The organism is Pseudoalteromonas sp. S1612, from assembly GCF_005887175.1.
GTDB lineage: Bacteria > Pseudomonadota > Gammaproteobacteria > Enterobacterales > Alteromonadaceae > Pseudoalteromonas > Pseudoalteromonas undina.
In genome coordinates this window covers 24,649-48,413 of record NZ_PNDH01000026.1, presented here as the reverse complement: position 1 = coordinate 48,413, position 23,765 = coordinate 24,649, and the positions used below count along the sequence as shown (strand labels likewise).

Genomic DNA, 23,765 nt, shown 5'->3' with positions numbered 1-23,765 from the left:
TAGTAAGTGTAGGATAAATTAATTTTTATGTATTTATTTAGCAATTATTAGATTGAAAATAGCAATGGCCGCCTATCTAATTAGTTGAATCACCACAAGTCAATGTACTGATGTTATAATACATTTTTTGCAAAAAGAGCGGGGCACTATGTTAACTATTTCAAACAGCGTAACCATTGATGAATGGGAAGTAGAGCTAAGCGCTATTCGCTCGCAAGGCGCAGGCGGGCAAAATGTTAATAAGGTAGCCAGTGCTATACACTTACGCTTTGATATAAACCGCTCTAAATTGCCCGAGTTTTATAAAGAACGATTACTTGCTTTAAAAGATTCAAGGATCACCAAAGAAGGGGTATTGATAATTAAAGCCCAGAGCCACCGCACTCAAGAGCTCAACAGGGAAGATGCGCTTAAACGGCTAAAAGATCTAATTTTAAGCGCCACAAAGGTTAATAAGGCACGTCGTGCTACCAAACCTAGCCGTAACTCACAGCGTAAACGTATGGATAAAAAAACCAAACACGGCCAAACCAAAGCTCTCCGCGGTAATATAAAGCTGTAACTTAAGTAACCTGACTCTGGTTAAGCACATAAAAAAGGCTGCGAATGCAGCCTTTAATTTAATCATAAGTATGATGGCGGGTGACGCTAAATCGGTTTAGGATTCGATGCACTACATACACTGCGCTTAAGCTTACTGTTACTGCAACAGCCACCGAGCTAAATCGATACATGGCGCTGTATATTAAATCTTGCCCAGGGCCTAACGACTGACCAAATAAAATCCCAAAAGTGGTCAATACCCCAAACCCAACCCCCGGTGGACCACCGCCTAAAATATGAAAACGACTGAATATAAAAGACAAAATCCATAATATAGCCACCGGAAAAAGCAAAACGTCGGTATGGTTATACAAAAACAACTGCGCAACTAAAGCAGCATTACAGCCTATCAGTGTACCAATAATACGTTGCCAACTTGCGGTACCCGCAGCCTTAAAACACAGCGAAAATAAAATTAAAATAGATGCCGCTTGCGCCGAAATTGAATCTTGCAAATCAAGCACCTGAAAAACCACAAACGACAAAGTAGCAACCGTGGCACATAACAACACCTCGTGACGAATACTTTCTTTATCCTTGTGCGGTACAGCGCGCATGGGTCGCGCTGTCACGTCAGGAAACAAGCCATGCATCAAGAGCGCAATAATAATAGTAATAAAAATAGCCACACCATTACTTAAAATAAGCGGGTAAATGCTACTAGCTTGATCAACATGACTGGCAAAATGTAACTGAATCGATAAACTCACCGCACCTAACGCACCAAATAAAAACGCACCACCAGAGCTCATTAAGTAAAATAACACGCAAAAACTAGCAAAAATAATGAGCGTCATTAACACCGGCAAGTGTGAAAATAAGCCCTGTAAAATAAGCACTATAAACGCACTGTAGGCAGCACTAGCAACAAATTGACGGATCACGCCTTTGTTAATACTTGGCACTAAACCGAGTAATAACATAGGGTAAACCGTAAAAAATATTCCATTTGGCCAATTCATTAACTTGCACAAAGTAAAACCAATAGTGCAGCCGCCAGCAATCCGTAGCGCTTGACGTAAACCATTTGAATCGAGTTGTGGCGCTTGGCTAACATGTTGTGTCATTACTCGCCCCACTAATAAATGTAATGTAACCAACTAATAAAGCGGATCTGTACTGTTCCCAACCATTGACCTATAGCCGATTGAGGAAGTAACTGCACAGTGGCACGCGCACCACTGGGCATATTATTTATAAGCTGGTTGTTATTTGGCAGCACTAAATGAATACGTTGACGCTGCGCATCCCGAACCCAGCGATTGCTGGTTTCGGTGGTGCTAAGTAATCCATTTGCACTAAGTTGTCCGTCACTAACACCGGCCTCAAATATTTCAATTTTTGCGTCAAATACTTCACCAGGTCGGCTATCAAATACCACTTTTGCTAAACTGCCTGGCTGCATGTTTAATAGTGACTTTTCACGAAAATCGGCTACCAAATCTGCTTTTTTTGCTACAACCGCGAGTAATGGCTTACCCGCAACCGCATAGGAGCCCTCAAGTAACTGTAAATTAGCTACAACGCCATCACTTAAAGCCCGCACTTGCGTATAAGATAAATTAAGCTCAGCTTGTGCTAACTGGTTTGCTGCATGGCGCAGTGCTAAGTTATCTTGCCCTGAATCGCCACGCGCTAAAACAGCTTCTGCCAACTGTGCTTCAAAGGCAGCTAAATTAGATTGGCTTGCTGCAAAATTTGCACGAATGCTTTCAAGCTCTTGCTCCGAAATAGAGTTTTGTTTGTAGAGTGTTTCGCCACGCTTTTTTAATAGCTGCTGCTCATGCAATTTAGCGTTAGCTGCACTTATTTGTGCCTCCAGCGCTTTTACGTTGGTATCAAGTCGTTTATTTTGCAGTTTGGCATCATCAAGCGCGAGCTGCGCTTGCTCAAGTGCTAGTTGGTAAGTGTTTTTGTCTATTTCAAATAATACATCACCCGCTTTAACCGTTTGGTTATTACTAACCAATACATCGGTAACACGGCCGTTTATTTGCGGCGATATTTGCACAACCGGATGGTAAACCCGTGCTTGTGGCGTAACCGGTAGCCATACATCGGCAACAATATAATAGAAAAATACAACAATAAAACCAACGAGCGATACTTTAACGTAGCGGGCAAATTTTTGATCGGGTGTCATACTTATTTATCTCCAGATAAGCTTGCAATACAACGCCGCGCGTTTTCTTCCATTTGCACTAAACTATGCGCCATACCATCAAGCTGCTCCGTGCTTAAACCTGCATATAAACGCTGTTTAATATCGCTTGTTAACTCTTTTAAGTGTTCTAATAACTTTATACCCTCATCGGTAAAGTACAATTTTTTACTGCGTTTATCGTGTTCATCAACTTGTCGAATAACTAGATTTTGCAGCTCTAATTGCTTAATGGTGCGCGTTAATGAGGGCATTTCAATACCTAAGCTAGTCGCCAGCGCTTGCTGCGTAGCCCCTAAAGGTAAATGATGTAAGTGGATCATTGCCGTCCAACGCGACTGAGTTAAACCTAGCGGCTCAACCGCTAATGTTACGGCTTCTCGACATAAGCGGTGCACTCGACCCATATTGCCGCACAAAGTTAAATCGAGTGTTTCATGAAAAGGAATACTGCTACTCATAGGAACTCTTACTTGTGAATATCAGCAAATTTTAGCATTAGTTAGCAGGCTAAGTAAATAATTGGTATTTTAACTTCACGTAAATAAGTATTATTTAGATAAATAGTGCGCAGCAAGCTTGTTTAAGAAAGTATAAAGCTTATTGTTCATTTCGTTATAGTCGTGACTTAAGAGCTTTTCGGGCTGTTCAACAAAGCGGTAATTATGGGCATTAGTTAAATCATCGTTGGCAATGAGGAGGGTAACCACCTCGGTGGTCAATTCCATGTGGCATTGAAAACCAAATACTAAATCGCTATAAGCGACTATTTGCCTTGGACAACCTTCGCTATAGGCAATAATACTGGCCGTAGCAGTCAGCCCAGGCATATCGTTATGCCAATGCCCTACATTAAGCTCACTGCCAAAATGGCTAAATAACGGATGATTCAAGCCTGCATCGGTGAGGGTAATAGCAAACTTACCAATTTCCTTTTCTGGACTAGGTTGATAAGTCGCGCCCAAAGCTTCACCAATTAATTGCGACCCCAAACAAACGCCTAACACCACTTTGTTTGCCGTGATCGCACTGGCAATAAAGGCTTGTTCTTTTTTGCTATCAAAATAAGGGCATTCTGCAAGCGATGTAGCGGGCGATTGTGGCCCACCCATTACGATTATTATCGGTGTGTTTTGGTAAGGGTTCAGCTAAATAAATACGGGTATAAGACAACGTATGGCCATTCATTTTAGCCCAAGCTTCATAAGCGCCTGGCGCTTCAAAATGTTCATGAATAATAAAGTGAATGTGCATTGCCGTTTCCTTAAAATATTATCTTTTTAATAAGTAATGGTCACCGGATATAAGTGACCATGTAACAGCTACTAAAAGTTAAGTAAATTTGCTGGAGAGTATTGATCGGTTAGCACCTTAGTATCACTTGGCCAATCTTTACCATCTTTGGTGAAAAACATGCGCTGACTTATTGCCTCTATATCCACATCATAAGGGGCAAGTAACGGAGCTAGCTGCGTCACCCGCTGCGCTATTTGTTGCTCTGTAGGGATATTGCTATAACCAGCTAAAATAATACGATTACTATTATTATTGGCTGTTACATTAATAAAATCGCCAAATACCGCATGATAGGTTGCCGACTCATGTTCATAGAGTTTACTTGATGAAAACGTGTTAGCAGCCACAATTCCGCCTTCTGCTAATACGCTTTTTATCTCTTCAAAAAACTCTTTTGTGAGTAAGTGCTCAGGAATGTAATCGCCATTAAACGCATCTAAAATAATCCAATCAAATTGCTGTTTTTTAAGCGCCGCACGTTTAATAAAAATACGCCCATCTTGCACTTTAGCAGTTACGTTATCGGTTTCTATAAAGTTAAAATAATCGCGCGCCACTTTAATTACCGCAGGATCTATTTCAACATTTTCAATATGCGCACTCGGGTATAGCTCGTGAATCATATTAGAAAGCGTACCGCCACCTAAACCAATAATGAGCACGTTTTTAGGGTTATCAATCAGTAACAAACTAGAAAAAGCCAGCTTAGTGTAGTTAAACACGAGTTTTTTAGGGTCGCTAATGTACATGCAACTTTGGCTGCTTTGTCGGGTTTTTTCATCAAACTTTAAACAGCGTAAATCGCCAGTTTCTTCAACGAGTAGATTTCGATACAAGGAGCGCTCTTTATGCACAACATTAGCTGCACTGTATGATGAAAACATTAGCGCCGTAATACAAACAAACAGGGATTTAAACTTAAGCATAAACGGCCTCTCGTACTTTAAGTTTGTCAAAGGTAATGGCAATTAGCCCAAGCGTGCCTAATACACCAGCAAAACCTAAAATAATCGCGTTAACATCAAACGCCAGTACCATATAAAAAGAGGTAATAATGGTGCCCAGTGCGCTGCCTAAGGTACTTACAAAATAAAGGCCACCTGCCACTTGGCCGCTGCGCTCACTATTTGTGACCAGCAAACGTACGGAGTAGGGCGAGATCATGCCTAAAATAATGGTGGGTATAAAAAATAACGCGGTTGAGGCGAGTAACGAGCCATAGCGACTGTCTTCAATATGCGAAAAAATAAATGCCATAATTGGCTCAGCAAACAAAGCAATGGGTAGTACCATAATACTGGCAACTAAAAAGATTAACCCATATTTGGTCAACGAAGGATGACGAATAGACAGCTTACCCCCCAGTAAATACCCAAATGATAAACTAAGCATAAATACAGTAATAATACTGCCCCAGATATGTACACTACTGCCAAAGTAAGGCGCTAAAATTCGCCCACCTAATAGCTCTATTCCCATAATACTAAAGCCACTACTAAACGCTAAAAAGTAAATTAATGCATTTGTTTTTGTTAACATTATATTGTTCTTATTGTGTTATTTTTATCCATTTTAACGTGATAGCTGCATAGTCGCTAGTGTAAAAATTAGACGCACACATAGAGCGCAAAAAAACATTTTGTTATAAAGTAACACATGCTATAGTTTTAGTTATAATATAACGTTACTAAAAAGCATTTTATGAAGTACTCATTAATTTACTTAGCCTGCTTAAGTGCAAGCGCACAAAGCATTGCCCAAAGCCAACCAATAGAGAAAATTGCGGTTACATATAAACAAGCTTACCGAGGCGATATTCCTCAAAAGCAAATGCCACAATCAATCGAAACCCTCGATAACGCGGTACTTGATCAAAAAGGAATAACTCAATTACAAGATGCGCTGGATTTTTCTGCCAGTATTTCACGTAAAAATAACAGTGGCGCATTGTGGGATAGCTTTTCGATTCGTGGATTATCGGGTAACGAAAACATGCCATCGGGTTACTTAATTAATGGTTTTAGCGGTGGACGTGGATTCAGCGGCCCTCGTGATGTATCAAACATTGAGTACATTGAAGTATTAAAAGGCCCAGGTTCTGCACTATACGGGCGCTCAGAGCCCGGCGGTACAGTAAATATCGTGACCAAAAAACCTCAATTTGAGCAACAGGGTGAGCTAAAGCTTAGCTTAGGTAGTGATAACTTTAATCGCGTTGAAGGTGACTATACAAACGGCATTAACGATAACACAGCATTTAGAATAAATGGCGCATGGCAAGATAGCGACAGCTACCGCGATGAGGTGTACACCCATAAAAAGGTGGTTACGCCATCTATTTATCATCAAATAAACGCTTCAACCAGTATCACTTATGAATTTGAATACGTTGATTTAGCCCAGCTATTTGACCGTGGTGTTGTTGTACTTAATGATAATTTTAATACTGTTCCTAGCTCACGCTATTTAGGCAATCCAAACGATGGTGACACGCAAGTATATTCTCGTGGTCACCAAGTAACTTTAAATCACGATATAAACAATGAATGGTCACTCGTTGTAGGCGCAAACTACCGCAGCTCTACACTAACTGGGTTTTCGTCTGATGCTGAACTTGCACCCTCGCGCCAATCATTATTCGATGATGGCCGCACACTTACCCGCCAACAGCGCTACCGCGATTATGAAGTTGATGATACTAGCCTTAAATTTGAGCTAAGTGGGCATTTTGATACCGCAGGTATTACCCATCACTTATTAATAGGAGCCGACGCATACAAATACGACTTACGAACTGGACTTTATCGTTATCGCGGCGGTAATGGCACTTACACAGTTGATATTTATCAGCCGAATTATAACGTTGCTCGTCCTGAAGTAGGTTTGCTCTACGAAAACAACGAACAACAAGATGCTTATGGTATATACGTTCAAGATCAAATGGATCTGACTGATAAAATTAAGCTATTAGTTGGCCTTAGATTCGATAGCGTAGATCAAGACATTTTAGAAACCAAAAGTGGTGTGCTTTCAAGCAGTTCACAAAGCCAGGTAAGTCCACGAGTAGGCTTAGTATATGAACTAAACAACGCTGTAACCTTATACAGCAGCTACTCCGAAGGCTTTTTACCATTAAGTGGCACAGATGCAAATGGCGACCCATTTGGCTTTGAATACAGTGACTCATTTGAAGTAGGTGCTAAATTTAGCTACCAAGGCATAACCGGAACCCTAGCATTATTTGATGCCACTAAAAGTAATATGTTAGTAGCCGACCCTGTAAACGTTGGTTTTTCAGCGCCTATTGGTAAAGCAAATAGTAAAGGTGTTGAACTCGATTTAAGTACTTATATTACTGATGATACAAAGTTTAATTTATCTTACGCTTATATAGATGCCAGTACGGCAAACGACATAATAAATGCTGATTGGGGCGTGCCAATCAAAAAAGGCAGCCCATTAGTCAATGTGCCTAAAAATAACTTAAACCTAACGCTTAGCCATCAAACGGTCGTTCTTGGCAAAGAGCTAGAACTAGGTGCCAGTTATCAGTACACCAGTGAGCGATTAGGCGATGCCGCCGATTTAACATTTAACTTACCGAGCTATCAACTAGTTGGTATTTTTGGGCAGGTAAACTTAACCGAGCGCACCAAGTTAAATATCAGTGTTAACAATATTTTTGATGAAAAATATGCTCAAAGTAGCTACAACGCATTATGGGTTTACCCCGGTGCGCCTACTCAATTTAAGATGTCATTGGCATATCAATTCTAACAATTTCATAGTCCCGATTAGCTATTTTAACCCGACTTATGTTATTTAGCTTTTCATCCAAAGCGTCTTAATGTAGTGGTTAAGGCGCTTTTTTTTATTGTTTTGTATAATACATAGCAGCTGTTAACCCCCTTTACAGTTATTCTTCAATTGATATGAAGGCAATTAAAAAAGCCGTATAATTTATATACGGCTTTTGTTTTTAATTAAAACTGATAGCTTATCCGAGCCGAAACATTACGTCCTGGTTGGCTATATTGGCTAAAATCAGTACCTTTGGATTGACCAGCAATAAGTTCAAACGGTACGTACTCTTTATCGAGTAGGTTAAGTAAACCTACATTCATTTGCCATGCTTTCCACTGATAATTTGCATATAAATCAACAACACCATAACCGTTACCTTGTGTTGTTTTATTACCATTAGTATCAAGTACTACATCAGACTGCGCCTTAGCTAAACGCCAAGCAGCGGTCCAATTAACATTGCCAAACTCAGTGCTTACCAATATAGAACCATTTAACGGGCTAATACTAGTAAGTGGCTGATCAGAGTCTTTGTTTTCACCATCTACGTAAGCAACATTGGCTTCTAATAAAATATCGTCGGTGACATACATAGCAATACCAGCTTCTACACCGCTGATCTGGGTTTCGCTAATATTTTGGTATTGGTAAAATGTTTTATTTACATTAGGAATATAAGTTGGCTCAACACCCGCAATGGTTGTTTCGATAAAGTCATCATAGGCAGCATAAAAAGTACTTAGATTTACACTAATATCGCTACTTGCGTATCTTAATCCGATCTCGAATGAGTCACTGCTTTCAGGGTCTAAATCTGCGTTTGGTAATATTTGATAAAATGGCTCAACACCATGGCTTTGATAGGCTTGGTCGTGTGGCGGTATTTTAAAGCCTCGAACATATTGCCCATACCAAGATAAATTATCGTCTACCTGATAAATCACACCCAGCTTTGGTGAAAACGCAGACTCGGTAATATCATCAAGCTCGGCGTCAGCGTATAACGCATCTTTTTTGGCTTCAAGTGCATAATAATCGTAACGAATACCCGCAACCAACGACCAATCAGTCTCGTTAAATTTAATACTGTCTTGCATATATACACCAACTAAAGAAGTATCGGCGCCAGGAAATGCTTTTTGTTTTTCATTCGTAAAATCAACAGTACCATCATTTAATACACGGGTTTTTAAGCGTGGTCGAGTAGTATCATATAAATCAATATCTACTCCATAGACAAATTCATGCTCGGTATTTTCTCCTTTAACTTCCTTACTAAATACCGCTTTTAAGCCTAAAATATCTTGCTCAAACCCGTAGTCATTATAATCGATGTAATTTCTAGCTGCGCTTATTTGGTCACTTTGTTGCTCGTATCGACTATAAGATAGTTGCCCATACCATTTATCAAATATAGCTGTTGCCATATCTGAATCATAATCGAGTGCAAATGAGATATTTGTGTCTTCGTCTTCGGTTTCTTGAATGGATGGAGTGATTACTTGCTCTGTCGTTTGATTAAAGTAATCTAAGGTATACTTAAGGGTGCGTTTTTCATCAAGTTTTTGCTCAACTTTAAGCAGCAAAGCGTCCGAGCGGGCATCGTAACCTGGTAAATCTTCAACGTAGTTTTGTACTTCTTCACTATCGCGATGGCTATAAACAGCGCTAATAGCAACGTCACCTAAATCTTTTGCTGCTGTAATATCAGCAGCAACCTGATTACTTTGGCCTTGATAACCTAACGCTACTTTTACCAAGCTTTGTTGATCCACTAAATAATCACTCGGGTCTTTAGTTGTTATTACTACAATTCCCCCTAGTGCATCAGAACCATATAGCGATGATGCCGCCCCTTTTGCAACTTCAACTTGTTTAACACCTGCAACATCAAAGTAGTTTCGACCCACTAAATAACCGCCGCCGCCAGCGTAGCCATCGTTTGTGCGTCTTCCATCTTTAATAAAAACAACTCTGTTGCCACCAACACCCCGTACAGTTAATGTTTGCGCGCCTGCGCCACTGCCAGTACTTGAGATACTTGGATCGTATTTAAACATAGTTTGTAAATCTACAGCGAGCTGACGCTCAATATCTTGTTCGGTAATAACCGTTACTGAGCCAGTCACATCTTCAAGCTTTTGTTCAAAACGAGAGCCACTAACCACAATATGATCGTCAATAACATTTTCGGCCAGTGCGCTACCAGAGCTAATTAACAAAGAGGCTAATGCTGTAAATTTAAAAGAAAAGGGATTCATCTCCACTCCAAATGATAATAGTTATTATTTACTTTTAAATGGTACAACCAACCCAAAATAAGATCAATTGATTATGATAATCATTTTCATTTAGATTAAAGTGGTTATAATACTAAAAAATAAAATCGGAGTTTGTTATGAAGTACCTAATTTTTTTTCTGGCTTTAGCCACTCAATCAGCACTCGCGAAAGAGCGTGTGATCAGTGCTGGCGGCACATTAACTGAAATAATCTACGCACTAGAAAAACAAAATAGTTTAGTCGCGGTTGACCAATCAAGTATGTATCCGCAACAAGCAACACAGTTGCCACAGGTAGGTTACTATCGAGACCTAGCCGCTGAGGGAGTGCTTTCAATGCGCCCAACTACGTTACTTGCACTTGAAGGTGCGGGAAGGGAGCAGGCGCTCAAGCAAATAGAAGCGACCGGAGTGAAGGTTATTCACTATAAAAAACCGACTTCTGTAAATGAACTACTTGAGCTAATTAAGCACCTTGGTAGTGATTTAGATGCAAACCTAAAAGCTCAAAACCTAATTACTAAAATAAAAAAATCGTTACCTACTAAAGCAAAAACACAGACCCACAACGCTTTGTTTTTACTTTCAGCTAATGAGCGTGGGCTCGTCGCAGCAGGACAAGAAACGGTGCCCAACTTACTGTTTAACTATGCGGGCATTACCAATATAGCTGCTACGCATACAGGCTTTAAAGCAATTAACAGTGAAGTACTGGCAGTAAGTCAGCCCGATTTTTTAGTGGCGCCAGCGCATGTTGTGCAAAGCCTTGGTGGGAAACAAGCCTTTTGTAAACAACCTACACTTCGTTTATTAAAAGCAGCGCAAGAGTGTCAGTTACTGGTCATGGACAGTTTACTTTCACTGGGCATGTCGCCGCGTATTGCAACTGCGATTCAAGCATTGCATGAGTATAAAACACGCTTATGAGCACGTTAACTTTGAATCGTTTTAACGCCATAACACTGAGTAACCCGCATAAGTGGATGCTATTAAGTTATGGCTGCATTTTTGCTTTAGCATTACTTAGCATAGGCTATGGGGCCGCAGGATGGGATTGGCGCTTAGCTATTGCATGGCTAGCTCCTGAACATTTTAGTCAATTTGATGCGCTACAAATCAATGTGGTTACACAAATACGCCTGCCTCGTTTTGTCCTTGCAGTGATGGTGGGTTTAGTACTTGCACAAACAGGAGCTGCAACCCAAGCGCTGTGTCGTAATCCGCTTGCTGATCCCTCTATTATTGGTATAAGCGCAGGCGCTGCAATGGTCGCGGTTGCTTTTATCGCCCTTAGTGCACAATTTAATTTTAACGCCCAACACTACTTACCTTATGCCTCATTTTTGGGGGCACTCTCAGTAACGTCGCTGGTATATTTAGTCTCAAAACAACAAAAACAAATTAATATAAATACGCTTATATTAGTCGGTGTCGCTATTAATGCATTGGCATTTGCTGTTATTGGGTTATTAAGTTTTTATGCTGATGACAGCGCACTGCGGTTAATTAACTATTGGACCATGGGCTCATTAGGCGGTGCGAGTTGGGATAATATAAAACAAGCGAGTCCTTTGCTTTTACTGAGTCTTATCGGGCTATGGCGATTAAAAGAGCCAATGAATCTACTTCTTATCGGTGAATCACAAGCCCAATACTTAGGCGTCGATACCAGCAAGCTTAAATTATACGTCATTATATTAGTTGCATTGGGCGTAGGTGCGGTGGTTGCGCTAACAGGTTTAATTGGCTTTGTTGGTTTAGTTGTCCCTCACATCGCACGCCTCATGGTTGGCCCACACTTACGGAATATGCTGCCACTTTGTATGCTTTTAGGTGTCATAGTGTTGCTACTTTCAGATTGGTTAGCACGCTTGGTTGTTATGCCTGCGGAGCTGCCAATTGGCATTATAACGGCGTTACTTGGCGCTCCACTATTTATATATTTAATCATTAAAAATAAGCGAGATTGGTCATGATCACGTTTAACAACCTCAATATAGGCTTTAACACCCATCGTGTTTTAGAGGGTATTAGCGGCAATATCCAAGCAGGACAACTTGTCGCTCTGATAGGCGAAAATGGTGCAGGTAAATCAACCTTACTGCATACTTTGGCAGGCATGCATCCCTTTGAGGGAGATATACTATTTAATACCAAGCCTTTGCATTCATTTTCTAAAGAGCAATTAGCTAGCAAGCGCGCTGTAATGATGCAAAGTAACCATGTTGGCTTTGATTTTAGTGTATTTGAACTCATTGCTATGGGCCGCTATCCCTATACAGAGTCTCTTAAAACACAAGCCAATAAAGTGCAAAAATATGCCTCACTTATGGATTTAACCCATTACCTAACACGTCGAGTGAGTGCGCTTTCGGGCGGCGAACAACAGCGAGTTCATATGGCGCGCACATTAGCCCAGTTAGATGCTTTTACTGCGCAAACGGGGCCTAAATTAATGTTGCTCGATGAGCCAACATCAGCGCTAGATATGCGTCATCAACATACTTTACTTAGCTGTGTTAGAACCTTTGTAGAGCAAGGAAACAGCGCCATTATTGCTATACACGATCTTAATTTAGCAAGCCTTTATGCAACCAACGCTATTTTATTACACAACCAAAAAGTGCTGCAAAGCGGATCTATAAATACCGTTTTAACAGCACAAAACTTACAACAAATGTACGCCATGAAATTGCACGTTAACCCTCATCCTTATAACGATGCGCCCATGGTTTTTTCTCAACGTCAGGAGTTTTCATGAGAGAGCAAGCATTAAACGACGCACGTACGCTCGTTTTTAAAACCCATGCCGGCGTAATGTCGACCATTTCAAATAATTTACGCGGCTATCCGTTTGGCTCTGTTACACCTTATATGTGTGACGAACAAGGTCGCATCTACTTTTTTATTAGTGACATAGCTCAGCATACCAAAAATTTAAAACAGGACTCACGCATGAGTCTGACTATTTTTGATGCCGCCGATTATGGCGATCAAAACGAACATGGGCGAGTAACACTCGTAGGTGATGGCTCTATTGTGGCAAAAGAGCAAAGCGAAGTGCTACTTGATAAATATATAGCTTTGTACCCTGAGGCTGCAAGCTATCGCAATGCGCATGATTTTCAGCTTTGGCAATTAGATGTAGTACGGGTGCGTTATATTGGCGGTTTTGGAAAAATATTTTGGCTTGAGCAAAACGAGTGGCAAGCTCAGCCTAAAAAGTGGGATGAAAGCCAGCAGCAAAGCATGATCACTCATATGAATGAAGATCATCAAGATGCTATGTCGCTGATATTAATGCAGCACTATAACGTAGCCGATAACACCCCAATAATGAGCGGCCTACTACCCACAGGCTTTTATATACAAAGCCACAAGCGTAATTACTTTATTAATTTTGCGAACGAGTGCGATAGCCCATTAGCCGTGCGAAAAGCACTTGTAGCCCTAACAAATCAAGCACGAAACAGCTCAAACCAACTAGCGGAGACAGTATGAAAAAATTAATAGCCTTACTCAGCACTACACTGCTACTGAGTGCCAATACTGCATATGCAGACGAATGCACACTAAATATAGATGCAAACGATATGATGCAGTTTTCAACTAAAACACTAAGCGCCCCTAAAAGCTGTAAGCAAGTGACCGTTCAACTTAGGGCGTGTTGAACTTTGCGGATTGTAATTTGTTCAATCTAGGGGCGATTAAATTGCGGCGCTTGATTTGTAACCTAGTGGGCTAAGTAAAAATCGAGCAACAATGAGTTTATCGCCCCTAGGCAGAACCCGAAGGGCAGCGCATGTTTGGTATTTATGCTGCGTTATCGCCTATTTATGTGGAATAACCACACTTCATAGGCTCTGTCTTGCCTAAAAACCAAACACACTGCTGCAAATTCAACCATCAAAGATCAACACGCCCTTGCCACACCGGTAAATTACCTGCTAATGTAATGGGCCATAACTGGGTGCTATCTACTGAGCAAAACATGCAAGGTATCATCACAGATGGCAACGCTGCAGGGCTTAGCAACCACTACATAAAGCCTAATGATAGTCGCGTGATTGGTGCTACAGACATTATTGGCGGCGGTAAAACAACCGAAGTTACTTTTAAAACCAGCGGCTTAACCGCCGGAACCGATTACACTTTCTTTTGCTCTTTTCCTGGCCATTACGCCATGATGAAAGGCACATTTACGCTTAAGTAAATATTAAAAAGTGTATTACACAAACACAGTGCCAACCTATTATTGGCACTGTGTTTTCTCCCCTCGTTTGGCTAAAGCTTTAAATGCAGCTTGTTGATGTGCTTTTTGCACATAGCGAGCAGGCAAAGCGTTAACTTCTAATTGATAACCACTTTGCTCAGATTGTACTTTTGATACTGGCGAAACCCATACAACATTAAGCTCTGGGGCAATTCGCTTAATTACCCGCACTATGCCTTCACCATTTCTCACATGAAAATCACCGGCTAAATGTATAACCTGCGTGCCCTTATTTTGACTAATATAGTTAACGATAGACTCAGCCATGGTTTCGTCCCAAGTAACTTGCGCGGCGTAAAGTTTTTCGTTTTTACTCGCCGTTCCATGATGCATGGATTGCATAAAGCGTTCTTTATAAAGGCTTGGAGAAGTATCTATCTCTTTTGCAATAAAACTACGCTGTTGTGCGTCAAGCTTATTAATATAATTAATACCTTGGCGACCAATACAGGTAACAATATGTTTAGGCGCATTTGCAGCTATTACATCGCTATTTTGTATCTTCGCCAATTCCACTAACGCACGATAATCGCTCTTATAATTAGGCCAAGCCTTAGTATTATCAATTAGGTATTGTTCACCTATTTTACTCTCAAGATAAAGGTTTAGTGTTTGCTGATCAGCGCGACTAAATTGCTCAAGCGATAAGGCAATAGGCTTATTTTGTGTGCTTAATTGCTGAAACAGCTCAGCCTGAAATAAGTGCACACCGGGGTGTGTATGCCATTCACCGACTAAAACAATATCGGCATTCAAAAGCGTGGATTCTGACAATATTGAATTAACTCGCTGGCCATTTGCATTATAAAGCCCGTAATTATACAAGGATGAACTTTGAGATACTGATACTGTGTTTATACTGCAGCCTGATAATCCACTGAGTAAAACAAGTGCTAAAAATGGGTTTTTCATATCGGTTTTTATAAAAATAAGAATCAAAACAATGAAGTTAGTATACACAACAAACTGCATTAAACCTACAAATGCAAATAAAAACAATTATCATTTGATGTTTTAGGATTTCTGTTTTACAGTCTTAAAAAATAAACAGATATGGAACGTACCATGGCATTACCTTTTTTATGTGCTCGACACAAACAACATGTTTTATGTCAACCAGAACAAGCAATTATAGATATTCAAAATGCGCAGCTAAGTGGCGAAGCGCTGTTTAAACGATACCAATTTGCACAAGCATTGCCGTATTTGGGGTGTGCACTTGAAAGTGCGTCCTTATTAGCTCAAATGTATAATTGTGCAAATAAACAACAAATCATACAAATTACCTCTCTTACAGAGCGCCTTTATTCCACACTTCACTTTTTAGACGAACAAAGTGCTGCGCACAATGCACTCATACAATCTATTAATCTGCTAAACGAGATATTGTATAGCGATGATGAATATCATGACTTAGCGCTTTCATGCATTACACAGCTAAAAAAATTAGCACTGCAACATCCTCCACATCTTACTAAGCACTAATTTTTATGGCAATAAGCAACGCGCTAAACAAAATTGGGTTAACTTTTTATATTAATAATGGCTAACATATCGTCTTCATCTAGGCCAACTTCTTCAAACCCAAAACTAGAATAAAAATCCTTAGCAACAGGGTTTTGCGGGTTATAACAAATCTCGATTTGTTCAAGCTTAGAAGTCGTTTTAATCTCTGCAATTGCCATGAATAGTGCTTGGCGGCCAATACCTTTATTTTGATGATGTTCATCTACCATAAAACGCCAAATAGAAACTTTTGTAGGGGTTTCTTGCACCCACATAAAAAAGCCTACAGGCTTATTATTTTGGTAAATAGCTTTACAGGTATGTCCACTATTGTAGTGCGCCTCAACTAACGACCACATATTACTCGCTACGTAATCTTGTTGCGCTTTTGTAACGTCTAAATCGCATACATCTTCGTAATTAGCAGAGGTGACATCTTCCAATGAAATGTTCATTATTGTCCTTAATTTAAAACATGGAGTTATAAGTAGTTTTGTTTTATCACGTTATCAGCACTAATACACCTAGGCAATGTATTCTTTTTAGGCACAAAAAGCCGCAGTAATAAATACTGCGGCTTTGTTTACATAACACGTGTAATTCTTTATTGATAACAAACAATAGTACTGTGCTTTTGAAGCTTTTCAGAATTGTTATGCTCTTAAGCTGGTGTTACTATTATCGAAACGGATTTTTAATTATCAATAAATGGAATTAAGGTTATGGCTATTCAATTAGCAAACTACGAAATTAATATACGCTCATTTCACCCTGAAAAAGACTTTGGCTGGTCTGGACTAATGTTTGAAGGAGATAATCGAGGGTTTTCGCTAAAACCTAGTGGTATTAAACCTACGACCTCAAGGATTTGGCATCGTCTACGGCTTTCTACAAAAAATAGTAAAATTAGTTCTATTGATACAATATCAGATCCATCAAAAGCACCGTGGGAAGATAAGAAAAGAATATATTCTGGTAACCTTGCACCAAAAGGGCGTGTTACCCTCAAAGAAAAACCTCCAACTAATAATAGTATTTATCAGTATCAGTTAGACGGCCAATACGGAGGAGTTAATCACGCCATGCCAGGTTCTCCTCAGATGCAAGAAAGATTAGATTTTTCATACGTGCCAACTTTAAATGTTAAGTATAAAATTATTATAGACATTGATATTGTTAGCGGTCACATGGATATAGTTACTTATATCACTGGCGATGCTTTTCCTAATTGTGAAGCATTTATTGTTGGTCCTGGTGGGCAATCTATCTCCCTTGGTATACATGTTCGCAAAGGTGCGCCACCACTAAGCTTATCTCTTAATGCTGATTACCCAATGATTGTAAGCGCACTCCGTTTGCCTCTCAACAATAATGGTAGTTTTAAAGGGACCGTAGGCGATGAACTATTTAGACAGGCAAATAAATACCCCAAATTAAGCTTTCATAAAATAGCGGATTGGAATTATCGTTTTACTTCTATTCCAGCAAATAGTGGTCATTGTATGCTGCTTGAAAAAGCGAGTTTAGAAAACTGTTTTAATGGCTTACTTAAGTAAAAAGGCGACTCGATGAAACTCATCTTTAAAGCACACTTTTTTAAAATATTGTTTTTTGGTTCAATGATATCGTTATTATCAGCCTGTACAGAGGTAAAAAAAAGTGAACCCGTAATTTACCTTATACCTGAAAATTATGTTGGCTCTCTATACATAATATTTAATGCACCAAACGGGCATCCACCGAAATACGAAGACGGCTCTCGGGTATATGAAATACCACCATCAGGTATACTCGTTACACAAATGGATGCCAACGAGGGCTGGATTGAAAACAATCAAATACAATACTTTGAAGTGAGTAATGCGAATGAAAGAACACCCATAAGCGAAGACTCTTCATTAAAAGATAAAGATACTACAGACGATGGAGAAACAAGAACTGTGTATGTGGGTGGCCTAGGTGAATCGGGTCCAATATATGGCTGTACTGTGATTAATCAAAATTTTACGGTTGGTACAGACGCAGAACAGACCGACAGGAAAAATTTATTCAGTATATACGATGCTATTAAGCGCAAAAATATAGATGAAAAACTTTTCAAAGGTATGTGTAAGAATAGTAAAGATGTTACATCACACCAATAATAAAATGTAGTTACTTTTTCAAAATGCCAATATCCGACGTATTACTTAGCTAATTACTAAAGCTATTCAAATAAAAAAGCCGCAGTAATAAATACTGCGGCTTTTGTTTTTAGCTAAATGCTTTTAATAAGCACCAGCGCTATATATAAGCTCGTAGCTGTGGCTGTAAATCTCAAGGATGTTACCAAACGGGTCTTCCATGTAGATCATGCGGTACGGCTTTTCACCAGGGTAATAGTAGCGTGGCTCTGGCATACGTTTTTTACCACCTGCAGCAACAATACGATCCGCTAAGCCTTCTACATCTGGGTCTTGTACACAGAAATGGAAGATACCGGTTTTCCAGTATTCAAAGTTGTCTTTAGGGTTTTCTTGGTCTTTAAATTCAAAAATTTCTACACCAATTCGGTCGCCTGTTGAAAGATGCGCTATTTTGAATTTTTCCCAATTTGGACCAAATACATCGGTACACATTTCGCCAATTGGGCTGTTGTCTTCAGTGATCACGGTAGGCTCCATTATGGTGTACCAGCCCATCACCTTAGTGTAAAACTCTACGGCTTTTTCAACATCGGGAACTGAAATACCAATGTGCGAAAAACTACGTGGATATGTATGACTCATAATAAATACTCCTACTTAACTACGTTTAGTTGATGGAGTGAGTTTACGAACTGACCAACATTAAGTAAAATTATCATTAATCATCATTTTGAGTATATTTTGTAATGATAAACCCGGCATGGTTAAACACGTTTTGTACTTTAGTTGAGGTAAATCACTTTACCCAAACCGCCGAGCGCCTTTATATGACCCAGTCAGGCGTAAGCCAACATATAAAAAAGTTAGAGCAGCAAGTAGATTGCGCCTTGCTTGAGCGCCACGGTAAACAATTTACGCTTACCGTACATGGGCAAAACTTGTATCAGCAAGGCAGCTTATTATTAAAAGAATGGCAGTTTTTAGAGCAGCAATTAAAAGATGATTCACCTTACAGCGGTTTAGTAAAAATACAGTCGCCAGGCAGTTGCGGGCTAAAGTTTTACAATCAACTATTAGCACTGCAAGTAGAGCACAAGAAGCTAATTATAGATTACCGCTTTGCTCCCAATACCAGTGTTGAACAAGCAGTGGCAAACCATAGTGCCGATATTGGCTTTTTAACTCAAGCGCCTACCCTAAGCGAGGTAACCAGCCATAAAATAGGCCAAGAACCTTTACTATTGGTAACTCCGGCCGCAATAAAAAACCCAACATGGAGCGCATTAAATCAACTAGGTTTTATTAGCCACCCCGATGCAAAACACCACGCGCAGCTTTTACTTAGCGAAAACTACAGTGAATTTGAACATGTTGATCAAATTAAGCAAACGGGGTTTTCTAACCAAATAAGTTTAATACTGGAGCCGGTAAGTTTAGGGCTGGGTTTTACGGTTTTACCCGCACACGCAGTAAGTGCTTTTAATAAACCTGCGCTTATTAAAACGCATCATTTAACCAAACCAATTAGCGAAAATATTTATGTGTGCCATCACCGAAATAGGCCGTTAGCAAAGCGTATGCATAGCGTTATTGACGCAATAAAAGCAGGCTAGGGCACCCAAATCAGCGCCCGTAAAGCCCCTTTACAGCTTAAGCTGTACGTTTGGTTTTTTGCGTAATGTCTGTGAGGCTCTGTTTGCTTTTTAAATAAACCCTGTGCACAGCAAAAGTCAGTAAAGTCATCAGTACCATCATACAAAGTGTCGGCCAAAGGCTGAGAGTATGATAACCAAGCGCCCCCATAAACCAGCAAATAAGTACCCATTGAATAACATAGAGCGCGGTTACATGTTTACTGGCATATAAAAGAGCACGTGTAATAGGGCCATTATATTTATCAGCAAAAATAAACTGTATAGCCGCTAGTGCACATAAATTTAAGCCAATTAAATAGCTAATACCGCCGCCATTTAAATGGAAAAAGTTGCCAAACTGCCCTTTAAAATCAATGGCTAACCATATGCCGCCAATAACAAGTAAAGCAGCACCGAGTTGTGCACATACTTTATATAAGTAATCGGCATTTTGTTGGTTACTAAGATATAAACGACCAAGTACGTATCCCATTAATATCGCACTTATCCAAGGAAATACCGGAAAATACACCTGATAGTTATTAGCAAAAAACAAATCGCTAATATAAGGTGAAAGCGTAAATTGTTGCCCCCTCACAAACTGGCTCATAACTGCAATTGCAATGGCTAAAACCGCAATCCATATTGTTTTCCAACGGGCAATATTAAGCACACCAAACAGCAATAAGCTAACTCCAGCCAGTTGTAAAATATCACCTGTTAACACCATAAATTGTAACTGCCCAGCACTGAGCGGACTTTGCCAGCCATAAGCATTTATAAATGCCTCAGGCATGGTATTAAATACTTCAATAGGCAGCCAAAACTTGGCCGCATTCATTAAATAAGCAAGCAGTAAAAGCTGTATGCCACGCTTAATTAATAGCAAAGGTGTTTGCCTGCGCGAAAGCGCCATAGATAGCCCCATTGCCACTAAAAACGAGGCGGTGCCTTTGCCAAGTATATGCACAACCGTACCAAATGCGCTTTCACTTTGAAGCATCGTGGAGGCATACATCCATAAGGTATGCACAATAATCATAATAAAAACGCTCGCACCACGCGCAAGATCAATCGTTTTAAGACGTTGGTTCATTGGTTTTAATATCCTTTTTAGGGCAGGTTTGGCATTTGCTATAACCGGCTAAATAATAGCGGCAACAGGTTAAACGCTGGGGTTTTTCAGTAAATGGCGCATCAAGATTAAAGTGTTCACAAATAAGGGTGTGCAGCTGACGATGGCAATTGTTGATATGTAAAGTAGTAGCAAGGTCTAAGCTATGAGCTCGCTCAATGGCGCTACTTAATGAATCGAGTAATAACCGAGCTTGTTCTTTTTTACCAAGTGCATAGTCGGTATTTACCCATTCACCAACTTGGCTTATAAAATGAGTAAACGCTTTGGTTTGCTCAGTTTTACTTACTAACACGCCATTATTCAGGTTAAACCCACGACAATAAGCGCCATTTACCGCTAACGGCATGTTAATGGGAGCAGCCGTACTTTGCTTGCAAGCAAACCAATAGCAATAAGCGTAAATAGCTTGCCAGCAAAGCTGTAAATACAAATGCCGACTAATAAATTGCTTAGGCGCAGTAGGATACTGCGCCTTACAACGAACAGTTAAAGCGCGCACTAATAATAAGCTCGGTTTAAAAGTTCGTTGCACGGGTTGTTGGCAATATAAAAACTGCGCAAGGGTAATCGGTTTAGCCATACAGCTTTGCCGATACGGGGTTGTTTAAGTTACCAGCAAACTGCAAACTACCTGCCGGATCCGTTAAATCAACCATTTGCTCATTATTACCCAGCTGTAAGCGGTTTAAACAAGAGTGAGCAAACTCATCACTAAAAAAGTCATACTCTTTAAATCGCTCATTTAAAGCAGGAGTAGCATGTTGATATGCTTTAACACTTTGCGTAACACACTGCCAAAAGTCATGCTCTGTAATACGCTCTTCTCGCACTAAAATTGCCACTAAGTATCTAAAGAAACAGTCAAATACATCGGTAAATATACTTAATAGCTCAAGTTCTTTAGGCATAGAAACATGAATACGTTCAACGCCTGCTGGCAATACTTCAGTGCTATTAAGTAAGGCAACCTCTTCACCTATGTCTTTCATATATGCGCCCACTGGCACCGAATTTTTAAGCTTTAAAATGAGGTTTTCGCCGTGAGGCATAAACACTAATTTATGCGCGTAAAAGCAATGTACTAGCGGAATTAAATAAGCATTAAAGTAGGCACGTAACCACTGCTGCGTGCTCAAACCACTTTGCGTTATCCATTCGCCCACTAAACTTTGGCCATTATTATCTAAGTGTAATAACGCTGCCATGGTGGTCAGTTGTTCATCACTATTTAAATTATGATTTGGGTTTTCTCGCCATAAACAGGCAAACATTTTACGATAGGGTGTATCTCCAAGCGCGCTTTGCTCAAACGTATGATGGGCATAGCCTAAAGTGGCGTATTCTCTAAGCGCTGTAAAATTAGCGCCTGCGAGTTGTTGATCTTGGCTAACCTTTTCAAATACCCAATCGTTAATGGCAGGTGTCACCGCCATGTAAGCACGCGATAGGCCACGCATAAATCCCATATTTAAAATCGACAACGCCACTTTTAAATACGGTTTATGTGGGTGCGAGCAATTATATAAGGTACGAATTGATTGTTGCGCTTGATATAAATCGTCACCTTCACCTAAATACACTAATCGCTGATTTGCCAATTCATTTGCAAATACCACACTCAATTTGTGTTGGTACTGCCAAGGGTGAGCAGGAATGAGTAAGTAATCATCGGGGTTTAGGTTTTGAGCTTTTAGCGCTTTGTTAAAAGCATCTCGGGTGGTTAAATCTAGCTCATCACTTATATGGCTTGGGTAATCGGCAAAGTATTCACTATGGGCAAAGTCGCATACCGCTTTATGCGCTGCTAACCACAGTACTTTAAACGGTTTGCCTACTTCTGGCGCATAACGTAAAAAGTCAGCTTTACTAAAACCAATGCGGCCATTATTAGCAACAAAGGCAGGATGCCCTTCACTCATTGCGGCTTCTATTTTTTGCAGCCCTAAATTAGCTAACTGCGCCGCTGTTAACGTGTTATTTTCACGTTTAAAGCACGCACTGGCTAAAGTAGCATTTAGCTCTTCAAGGTAGGTGGCAAGGCGCTTACCCGTTAAACCTAGCGCAGGCCCTTGCATACTAAAAAAGTGCAACACATCTAGCGGCTGCAGCTCTTCGTTAAGGTTGTAAAAGCATAGGCTTGGCTCGTCTATATCTATATGATTCAGTGCCATAGCACGGCCATTAAAAATAAAATAACCGCCTTCAACGTTTACTTTAAAGCCTTGCTTTGTTGTCTCTGCAGCCAATAAACGCTCGTGCACGAGCTCAGTCAGTGCTTTAGCTTGTAAATGTCGGTTTGCCCATTGCCAATGTGGCTGTATCACGTAGTCAGTTTGCAAAGGCGCTAACGAATCAGTAAATAACTGGCTGTGCCTATCAAAGGCTGCTTTGTCACAAAAGCCTAAATAAGCGGCTTTTTCGCCTAGGTGAATTTGCTGGGTGTGCACAAATCCCAAACGCTTATTTAACGTATGAATTTTACTATTAGCAATGTCGGGCTCAACCACAACACGGGCGGCACTGTTTTGAGCAAAAATACTTTGCAGCACGCACTGCATCATTTCAAAACTAAAATGGCGCTTAGGTGCCGTGTTAGGCGCTAATAAAATATGCATACCCACATCATTAGGTTCAACCTCGTACGCCGCTTTCATTAAGCTTTCGTGCTCTGGGCTATAAAGCTCAACTAAAGCCAATAGGTTATTATTTTGCTCGATCACGTATGCCTGATGATGAGGCGTAACAAAAATATCTTGATACGCTTTAGTTATTTGTTGCTCGGTTTGCTGCTGCATCCCCCAAAAGTGCGCATACGGTTGCTTAAGCCAATCGCAAACTGTTGGCATATCTGTTTGTTGTAATAACCGCATCGTCACTTTGCCGGTATGCTGTAGGGTAGTTACAAAAGATGAAAAATACATAAAAACTCCAATAAATCTTAAA

The 23,765-nt window shown here is 40.2% G+C and carries 24 protein-coding genes and 1 pseudogene; 12 read left to right on the top strand and 13 right to left on the bottom strand.

Annotated features, from left to right (window positions below; genetic code table 11):
• Nucleotides 1–148 precede the first annotated feature (148 nt).
• The gene (arfB, locus tag CWB78_RS10200; protein WP_010388730.1) at nt 149–562 is read left to right on the top strand and encodes an alternative ribosome rescue aminoacyl-tRNA hydrolase ArfB; all 414 of its coding nucleotides are present in this window, start codon (nt 149–151) and stop codon (nt 560–562) included.
• A 58-nt stretch (nt 563–620) separates the two neighbouring features.
• Here arfB and CWB78_RS10195 read toward each other — a convergent pair whose 3' ends face one another.
• The 6 genes and pseudogenes from CWB78_RS10195 to CWB78_RS10170 all read right to left on the bottom strand — a co-directional run bounded on the left by CWB78_RS10195 (nt 621) and on the right by CWB78_RS10170 (nt 5,599).
• On the bottom strand, nt 621–1,670 hold the full coding sequence (locus tag CWB78_RS10195) for a DUF2955 domain-containing protein (RefSeq protein WP_054201519.1): 1,050 nt from the start codon (nt 1,668–1,670) through the stop codon (nt 621–623).
• 11 nt (nt 1,671–1,681) lie between these two features.
• Nucleotides 1,682–2,746 (bottom strand): HlyD family secretion protein, encoded by a 1,065-nt coding sequence (locus CWB78_RS10190; RefSeq protein WP_010388734.1) that lies wholly within the window; start codon nt 2,744–2,746, stop codon nt 1,682–1,684.
• 2 nt (nt 2,747–2,748) lie between these two features.
• On the bottom strand, nt 2,749–3,225 hold the full coding sequence (locus CWB78_RS10185) for a MarR family winged helix-turn-helix transcriptional regulator (protein WP_010388735.1): 477 nt from the start codon (nt 3,223–3,225) through the stop codon (nt 2,749–2,751).
• Nucleotides 3,226–3,315: 90 nt separating this feature from the next.
• Nucleotides 3,316–4,018 (bottom strand): annotated as a pseudogene (locus tag CWB78_RS10180) (glutamine amidotransferase-related protein).
• 71 nt (nt 4,019–4,089) lie between these two features.
• Nucleotides 4,090–4,986 carry a spermidine synthase gene (locus tag CWB78_RS10175; RefSeq protein WP_138595391.1) on the bottom strand — a complete coding sequence of 299 codons (897 nt, stop codon included), beginning with the start codon at nt 4,984–4,986 and terminating at the stop codon, nt 4,090–4,092.
• Nucleotides 4,979–5,599, bottom strand: a complete 621-nt coding sequence (locus CWB78_RS10170) for a fused MFS/spermidine synthase (RefSeq protein WP_024602440.1) — start codon at nt 5,597–5,599, stop codon at nt 4,979–4,981. The genes CWB78_RS10175 and CWB78_RS10170 overlap by 8 nt, the downstream gene beginning before the upstream one ends.
• Before the next feature lie 162 nt (nt 5,600–5,761).
• On the opposite strand from CWB78_RS10170, the gene CWB78_RS10165 reads away from it, so the two are divergent.
• Nucleotides 5,762–7,837, top strand: coding sequence for a TonB-dependent siderophore receptor (locus CWB78_RS10165; RefSeq protein WP_138595389.1), 2,076 nt, complete (start codon nt 5,762–5,764; stop codon nt 7,835–7,837).
• Nucleotides 7,838–8,043: 206 nt separating this feature from the next.
• Here CWB78_RS10165 and CWB78_RS10160 read toward each other — a convergent pair whose 3' ends face one another.
• Nucleotides 8,044–10,125 carry a TonB-dependent hemoglobin/transferrin/lactoferrin family receptor gene (locus tag CWB78_RS10160; RefSeq protein WP_138595387.1) on the bottom strand — a complete coding sequence of 694 codons (2,082 nt, stop codon included), beginning with the start codon at nt 10,123–10,125 and terminating at the stop codon, nt 8,044–8,046.
• 137 nt (nt 10,126–10,262) lie between these two features.
• Between CWB78_RS10160 and CWB78_RS10155 the strand changes: the two genes are divergently transcribed.
• The 6 genes from CWB78_RS10155 to azu all read left to right on the top strand — a co-directional run bounded on the left by CWB78_RS10155 (nt 10,263) and on the right by azu (nt 14,358).
• Nucleotides 10,263–11,072: a heme/hemin ABC transporter substrate-binding protein gene (locus CWB78_RS10155; protein WP_138595385.1), complete on the top strand. Its 810-nt coding sequence runs from the start codon at nt 10,263–10,265 to the stop codon at nt 11,070–11,072.
• A complete protein-coding gene (locus CWB78_RS10150) occupies nt 11,069–12,121 on the top strand; it encodes a FecCD family ABC transporter permease (RefSeq protein ID WP_024602445.1) in 1,053 nt (350 codons plus the stop codon). Before CWB78_RS10155 ends, CWB78_RS10150 begins: the two co-directional genes overlap by 4 nt.
• Complete coding sequence (locus CWB78_RS10145; protein WP_138595383.1) at nt 12,118–12,906, top strand: heme ABC transporter ATP-binding protein; 789 nt, start codon at nt 12,118–12,120, stop codon at nt 12,904–12,906. Before CWB78_RS10150 ends, CWB78_RS10145 begins: the two co-directional genes overlap by 4 nt.
• Nucleotides 12,903–13,646, top strand: coding sequence for a HugZ family pyridoxamine 5'-phosphate oxidase (locus tag CWB78_RS10140; RefSeq protein WP_090495265.1), 744 nt, complete (start codon nt 12,903–12,905; stop codon nt 13,644–13,646). Before CWB78_RS10145 ends, CWB78_RS10140 begins: the two co-directional genes overlap by 4 nt.
• On the top strand, nt 13,643–13,816 hold the full coding sequence (locus tag CWB78_RS10135; protein ID WP_249930436.1) for a cupredoxin domain-containing protein: 174 nt from the start codon (nt 13,643–13,645) through the stop codon (nt 13,814–13,816). Before CWB78_RS10140 ends, CWB78_RS10135 begins: the two co-directional genes overlap by 4 nt.
• Nucleotides 13,817–14,013: 197 nt before the next feature.
• Nucleotides 14,014–14,358, top strand: a complete 345-nt coding sequence (gene azu / locus CWB78_RS10130) for an azurin (protein WP_249930434.1) — start codon at nt 14,014–14,016, stop codon at nt 14,356–14,358.
• A gap of 39 nt (nt 14,359–14,397) precedes the next feature.
• Here azu and CWB78_RS10125 read toward each other — a convergent pair whose 3' ends face one another.
• Nucleotides 14,398–15,330, bottom strand: a complete 933-nt coding sequence (locus tag CWB78_RS10125) for a ChaN family lipoprotein (protein ID WP_171040338.1) — start codon at nt 15,328–15,330, stop codon at nt 14,398–14,400.
• 153 nt (nt 15,331–15,483) lie between these two features.
• Here CWB78_RS10125 and CWB78_RS10120 point away from each other — a divergent pair, with 153 nt between their 5' ends.
• Nucleotides 15,484–15,903, top strand: a complete 420-nt coding sequence (locus tag CWB78_RS10120; RefSeq protein WP_010388755.1) for a hypothetical protein — start codon at nt 15,484–15,486, stop codon at nt 15,901–15,903.
• A 38-nt stretch (nt 15,904–15,941) separates the two neighbouring features.
• On the opposite strand, the gene CWB78_RS10115 is transcribed toward CWB78_RS10120, so the two are convergent.
• A complete protein-coding gene (locus tag CWB78_RS10115; RefSeq protein ID WP_138595379.1) occupies nt 15,942–16,379 on the bottom strand; it encodes a GNAT family N-acetyltransferase in 438 nt (145 codons plus the stop codon).
• A 267-nt stretch (nt 16,380–16,646) separates the two neighbouring features.
• Between CWB78_RS10115 and CWB78_RS10110 the strand changes: the two genes are divergently transcribed.
• Together CWB78_RS10110 and CWB78_RS10105 are read left to right on the top strand one after the other, a co-directional pair.
• Nucleotides 16,647–17,480: a hypothetical protein gene (locus CWB78_RS10110; protein ID WP_138595377.1), complete on the top strand. Its 834-nt coding sequence runs from the start codon at nt 16,647–16,649 to the stop codon at nt 17,478–17,480.
• Nucleotides 17,481–17,492: 12 nt separating this feature from the next.
• Nucleotides 17,493–18,068 (top strand): DUF6843 domain-containing protein, encoded by a 576-nt coding sequence (locus CWB78_RS10105; RefSeq protein ID WP_138595375.1) that lies wholly within the window; start codon nt 17,493–17,495, stop codon nt 18,066–18,068.
• Nucleotides 18,069–18,191: 123 nt separating this feature from the next.
• Here the strand turns inward: CWB78_RS10105 and CWB78_RS10100 are convergent, their stop codons facing one another.
• Nucleotides 18,192–18,692 (bottom strand): lactoylglutathione lyase family protein, encoded by a 501-nt coding sequence (locus tag CWB78_RS10100; RefSeq protein ID WP_008130525.1) that lies wholly within the window; start codon nt 18,690–18,692, stop codon nt 18,192–18,194.
• A 104-nt stretch (nt 18,693–18,796) separates the two neighbouring features.
• Between CWB78_RS10100 and CWB78_RS10095 the strand changes: the two genes are divergently transcribed.
• Nucleotides 18,797–19,663 (top strand): LysR family transcriptional regulator, encoded by an 867-nt coding sequence (locus CWB78_RS10095; RefSeq protein WP_138595373.1) that lies wholly within the window; start codon nt 18,797–18,799, stop codon nt 19,661–19,663.
• Nucleotides 19,664–19,700: 37 nt separating this feature from the next.
• Here CWB78_RS10095 and CWB78_RS10090 read toward each other — a convergent pair whose 3' ends face one another.
• The 3 genes from CWB78_RS10090 to CWB78_RS10080 are packed head-to-tail and all read right to left on the bottom strand — an operon-like array spanning nt 19,701 to nt 23,743.
• Entirely contained in the window at nt 19,701–20,780 is a 1,080-nt protein-coding gene (locus CWB78_RS10090) for a heparan-alpha-glucosaminide N-acetyltransferase domain-containing protein (RefSeq protein ID WP_138595371.1), read from the bottom strand.
• A complete protein-coding gene (locus CWB78_RS10085; protein ID WP_138595369.1) occupies nt 20,764–21,402 on the bottom strand; it encodes a hypothetical protein in 639 nt (212 codons plus the stop codon). Before CWB78_RS10085 ends, CWB78_RS10090 begins: the two co-directional genes overlap by 17 nt.
• Nucleotides 21,395–23,743 carry a GNAT family N-acetyltransferase gene (locus tag CWB78_RS10080; RefSeq protein ID WP_138595367.1) on the bottom strand — a complete coding sequence of 783 codons (2,349 nt, stop codon included), beginning with the start codon at nt 23,741–23,743 and terminating at the stop codon, nt 21,395–21,397. The genes CWB78_RS10085 and CWB78_RS10080 overlap by 8 nt, the downstream gene beginning before the upstream one ends.
• Nucleotides 23,744–23,765 lie beyond the last annotated feature (22 nt).

Coding starts and splice junctions, on each gene's coding strand:
- arfB (WP_010388730.1), top strand. CDS start 149: ATGTTAACTATTTCAAACAGCGTAACCATTGATGAATGGGAAGTAGAG.
- CWB78_RS10195 (WP_054201519.1), bottom strand. CDS start 1,670: ATGACACAACATGTTAGCCAAGCGCCACAACTCGATTCAAATGGTTTA.
- CWB78_RS10190 (WP_010388734.1), bottom strand. CDS start 2,746: ATGACACCCGATCAAAAATTTGCCCGCTACGTTAAAGTATCGCTCGTT.
- CWB78_RS10185 (WP_010388735.1), bottom strand. CDS start 3,225: ATGAGTAGCAGTATTCCTTTTCATGAAACACTCGATTTAACTTTGTGC.
- CWB78_RS10175 (WP_138595391.1), bottom strand. CDS start 4,986: ATGCTTAAGTTTAAATCCCTGTTTGTTTGTATTACGGCGCTAATGTTT.
- CWB78_RS10170 (WP_024602440.1), bottom strand. CDS start 5,599: ATGTTAACAAAAACAAATGCATTAATTTACTTTTTAGCGTTTAGTAGT.
- CWB78_RS10165 (WP_138595389.1), top strand. CDS start 5,762: ATGAAGTACTCATTAATTTACTTAGCCTGCTTAAGTGCAAGCGCACAA.
- CWB78_RS10160 (WP_138595387.1), bottom strand. CDS start 10,125: ATGAATCCCTTTTCTTTTAAATTTACAGCATTAGCCTCTTTGTTAATT.
- CWB78_RS10155 (WP_138595385.1), top strand. CDS start 10,263: ATGAAGTACCTAATTTTTTTTCTGGCTTTAGCCACTCAATCAGCACTC.
- CWB78_RS10150 (WP_024602445.1), top strand. CDS start 11,069: ATGAGCACGTTAACTTTGAATCGTTTTAACGCCATAACACTGAGTAAC.
- CWB78_RS10145 (WP_138595383.1), top strand. CDS start 12,118: ATGATCACGTTTAACAACCTCAATATAGGCTTTAACACCCATCGTGTT.
- CWB78_RS10140 (WP_090495265.1), top strand. CDS start 12,903: ATGAGAGAGCAAGCATTAAACGACGCACGTACGCTCGTTTTTAAAACC.
- CWB78_RS10135 (WP_249930436.1), top strand. CDS start 13,643: ATGAAAAAATTAATAGCCTTACTCAGCACTACACTGCTACTGAGTGCC.
- CWB78_RS10125 (WP_171040338.1), bottom strand. CDS start 15,330: ATGAAAAACCCATTTTTAGCACTTGTTTTACTCAGTGGATTATCAGGC.
- CWB78_RS10120 (WP_010388755.1), top strand. CDS start 15,484: ATGGCATTACCTTTTTTATGTGCTCGACACAAACAACATGTTTTATGT.
- CWB78_RS10115 (WP_138595379.1), bottom strand. CDS start 16,379: ATGAACATTTCATTGGAAGATGTCACCTCTGCTAATTACGAAGATGTA.
- CWB78_RS10110 (WP_138595377.1), top strand. CDS start 16,647: ATGGCTATTCAATTAGCAAACTACGAAATTAATATACGCTCATTTCAC.
- CWB78_RS10105 (WP_138595375.1), top strand. CDS start 17,493: ATGAAACTCATCTTTAAAGCACACTTTTTTAAAATATTGTTTTTTGGT.
- CWB78_RS10100 (WP_008130525.1), bottom strand. CDS start 18,692: ATGAGTCATACATATCCACGTAGTTTTTCGCACATTGGTATTTCAGTT.
- CWB78_RS10095 (WP_138595373.1), top strand. CDS start 18,797: ATGATAAACCCGGCATGGTTAAACACGTTTTGTACTTTAGTTGAGGTA.
- CWB78_RS10090 (WP_138595371.1), bottom strand. CDS start 20,780: ATGAACCAACGTCTTAAAACGATTGATCTTGCGCGTGGTGCGAGCGTT.
- CWB78_RS10085 (WP_138595369.1), bottom strand. CDS start 21,402: ATGGCTAAACCGATTACCCTTGCGCAGTTTTTATATTGCCAACAACCC.
- CWB78_RS10080 (WP_138595367.1), bottom strand. CDS start 23,743: ATGTATTTTTCATCTTTTGTAACTACCCTACAGCATACCGGCAAAGTG.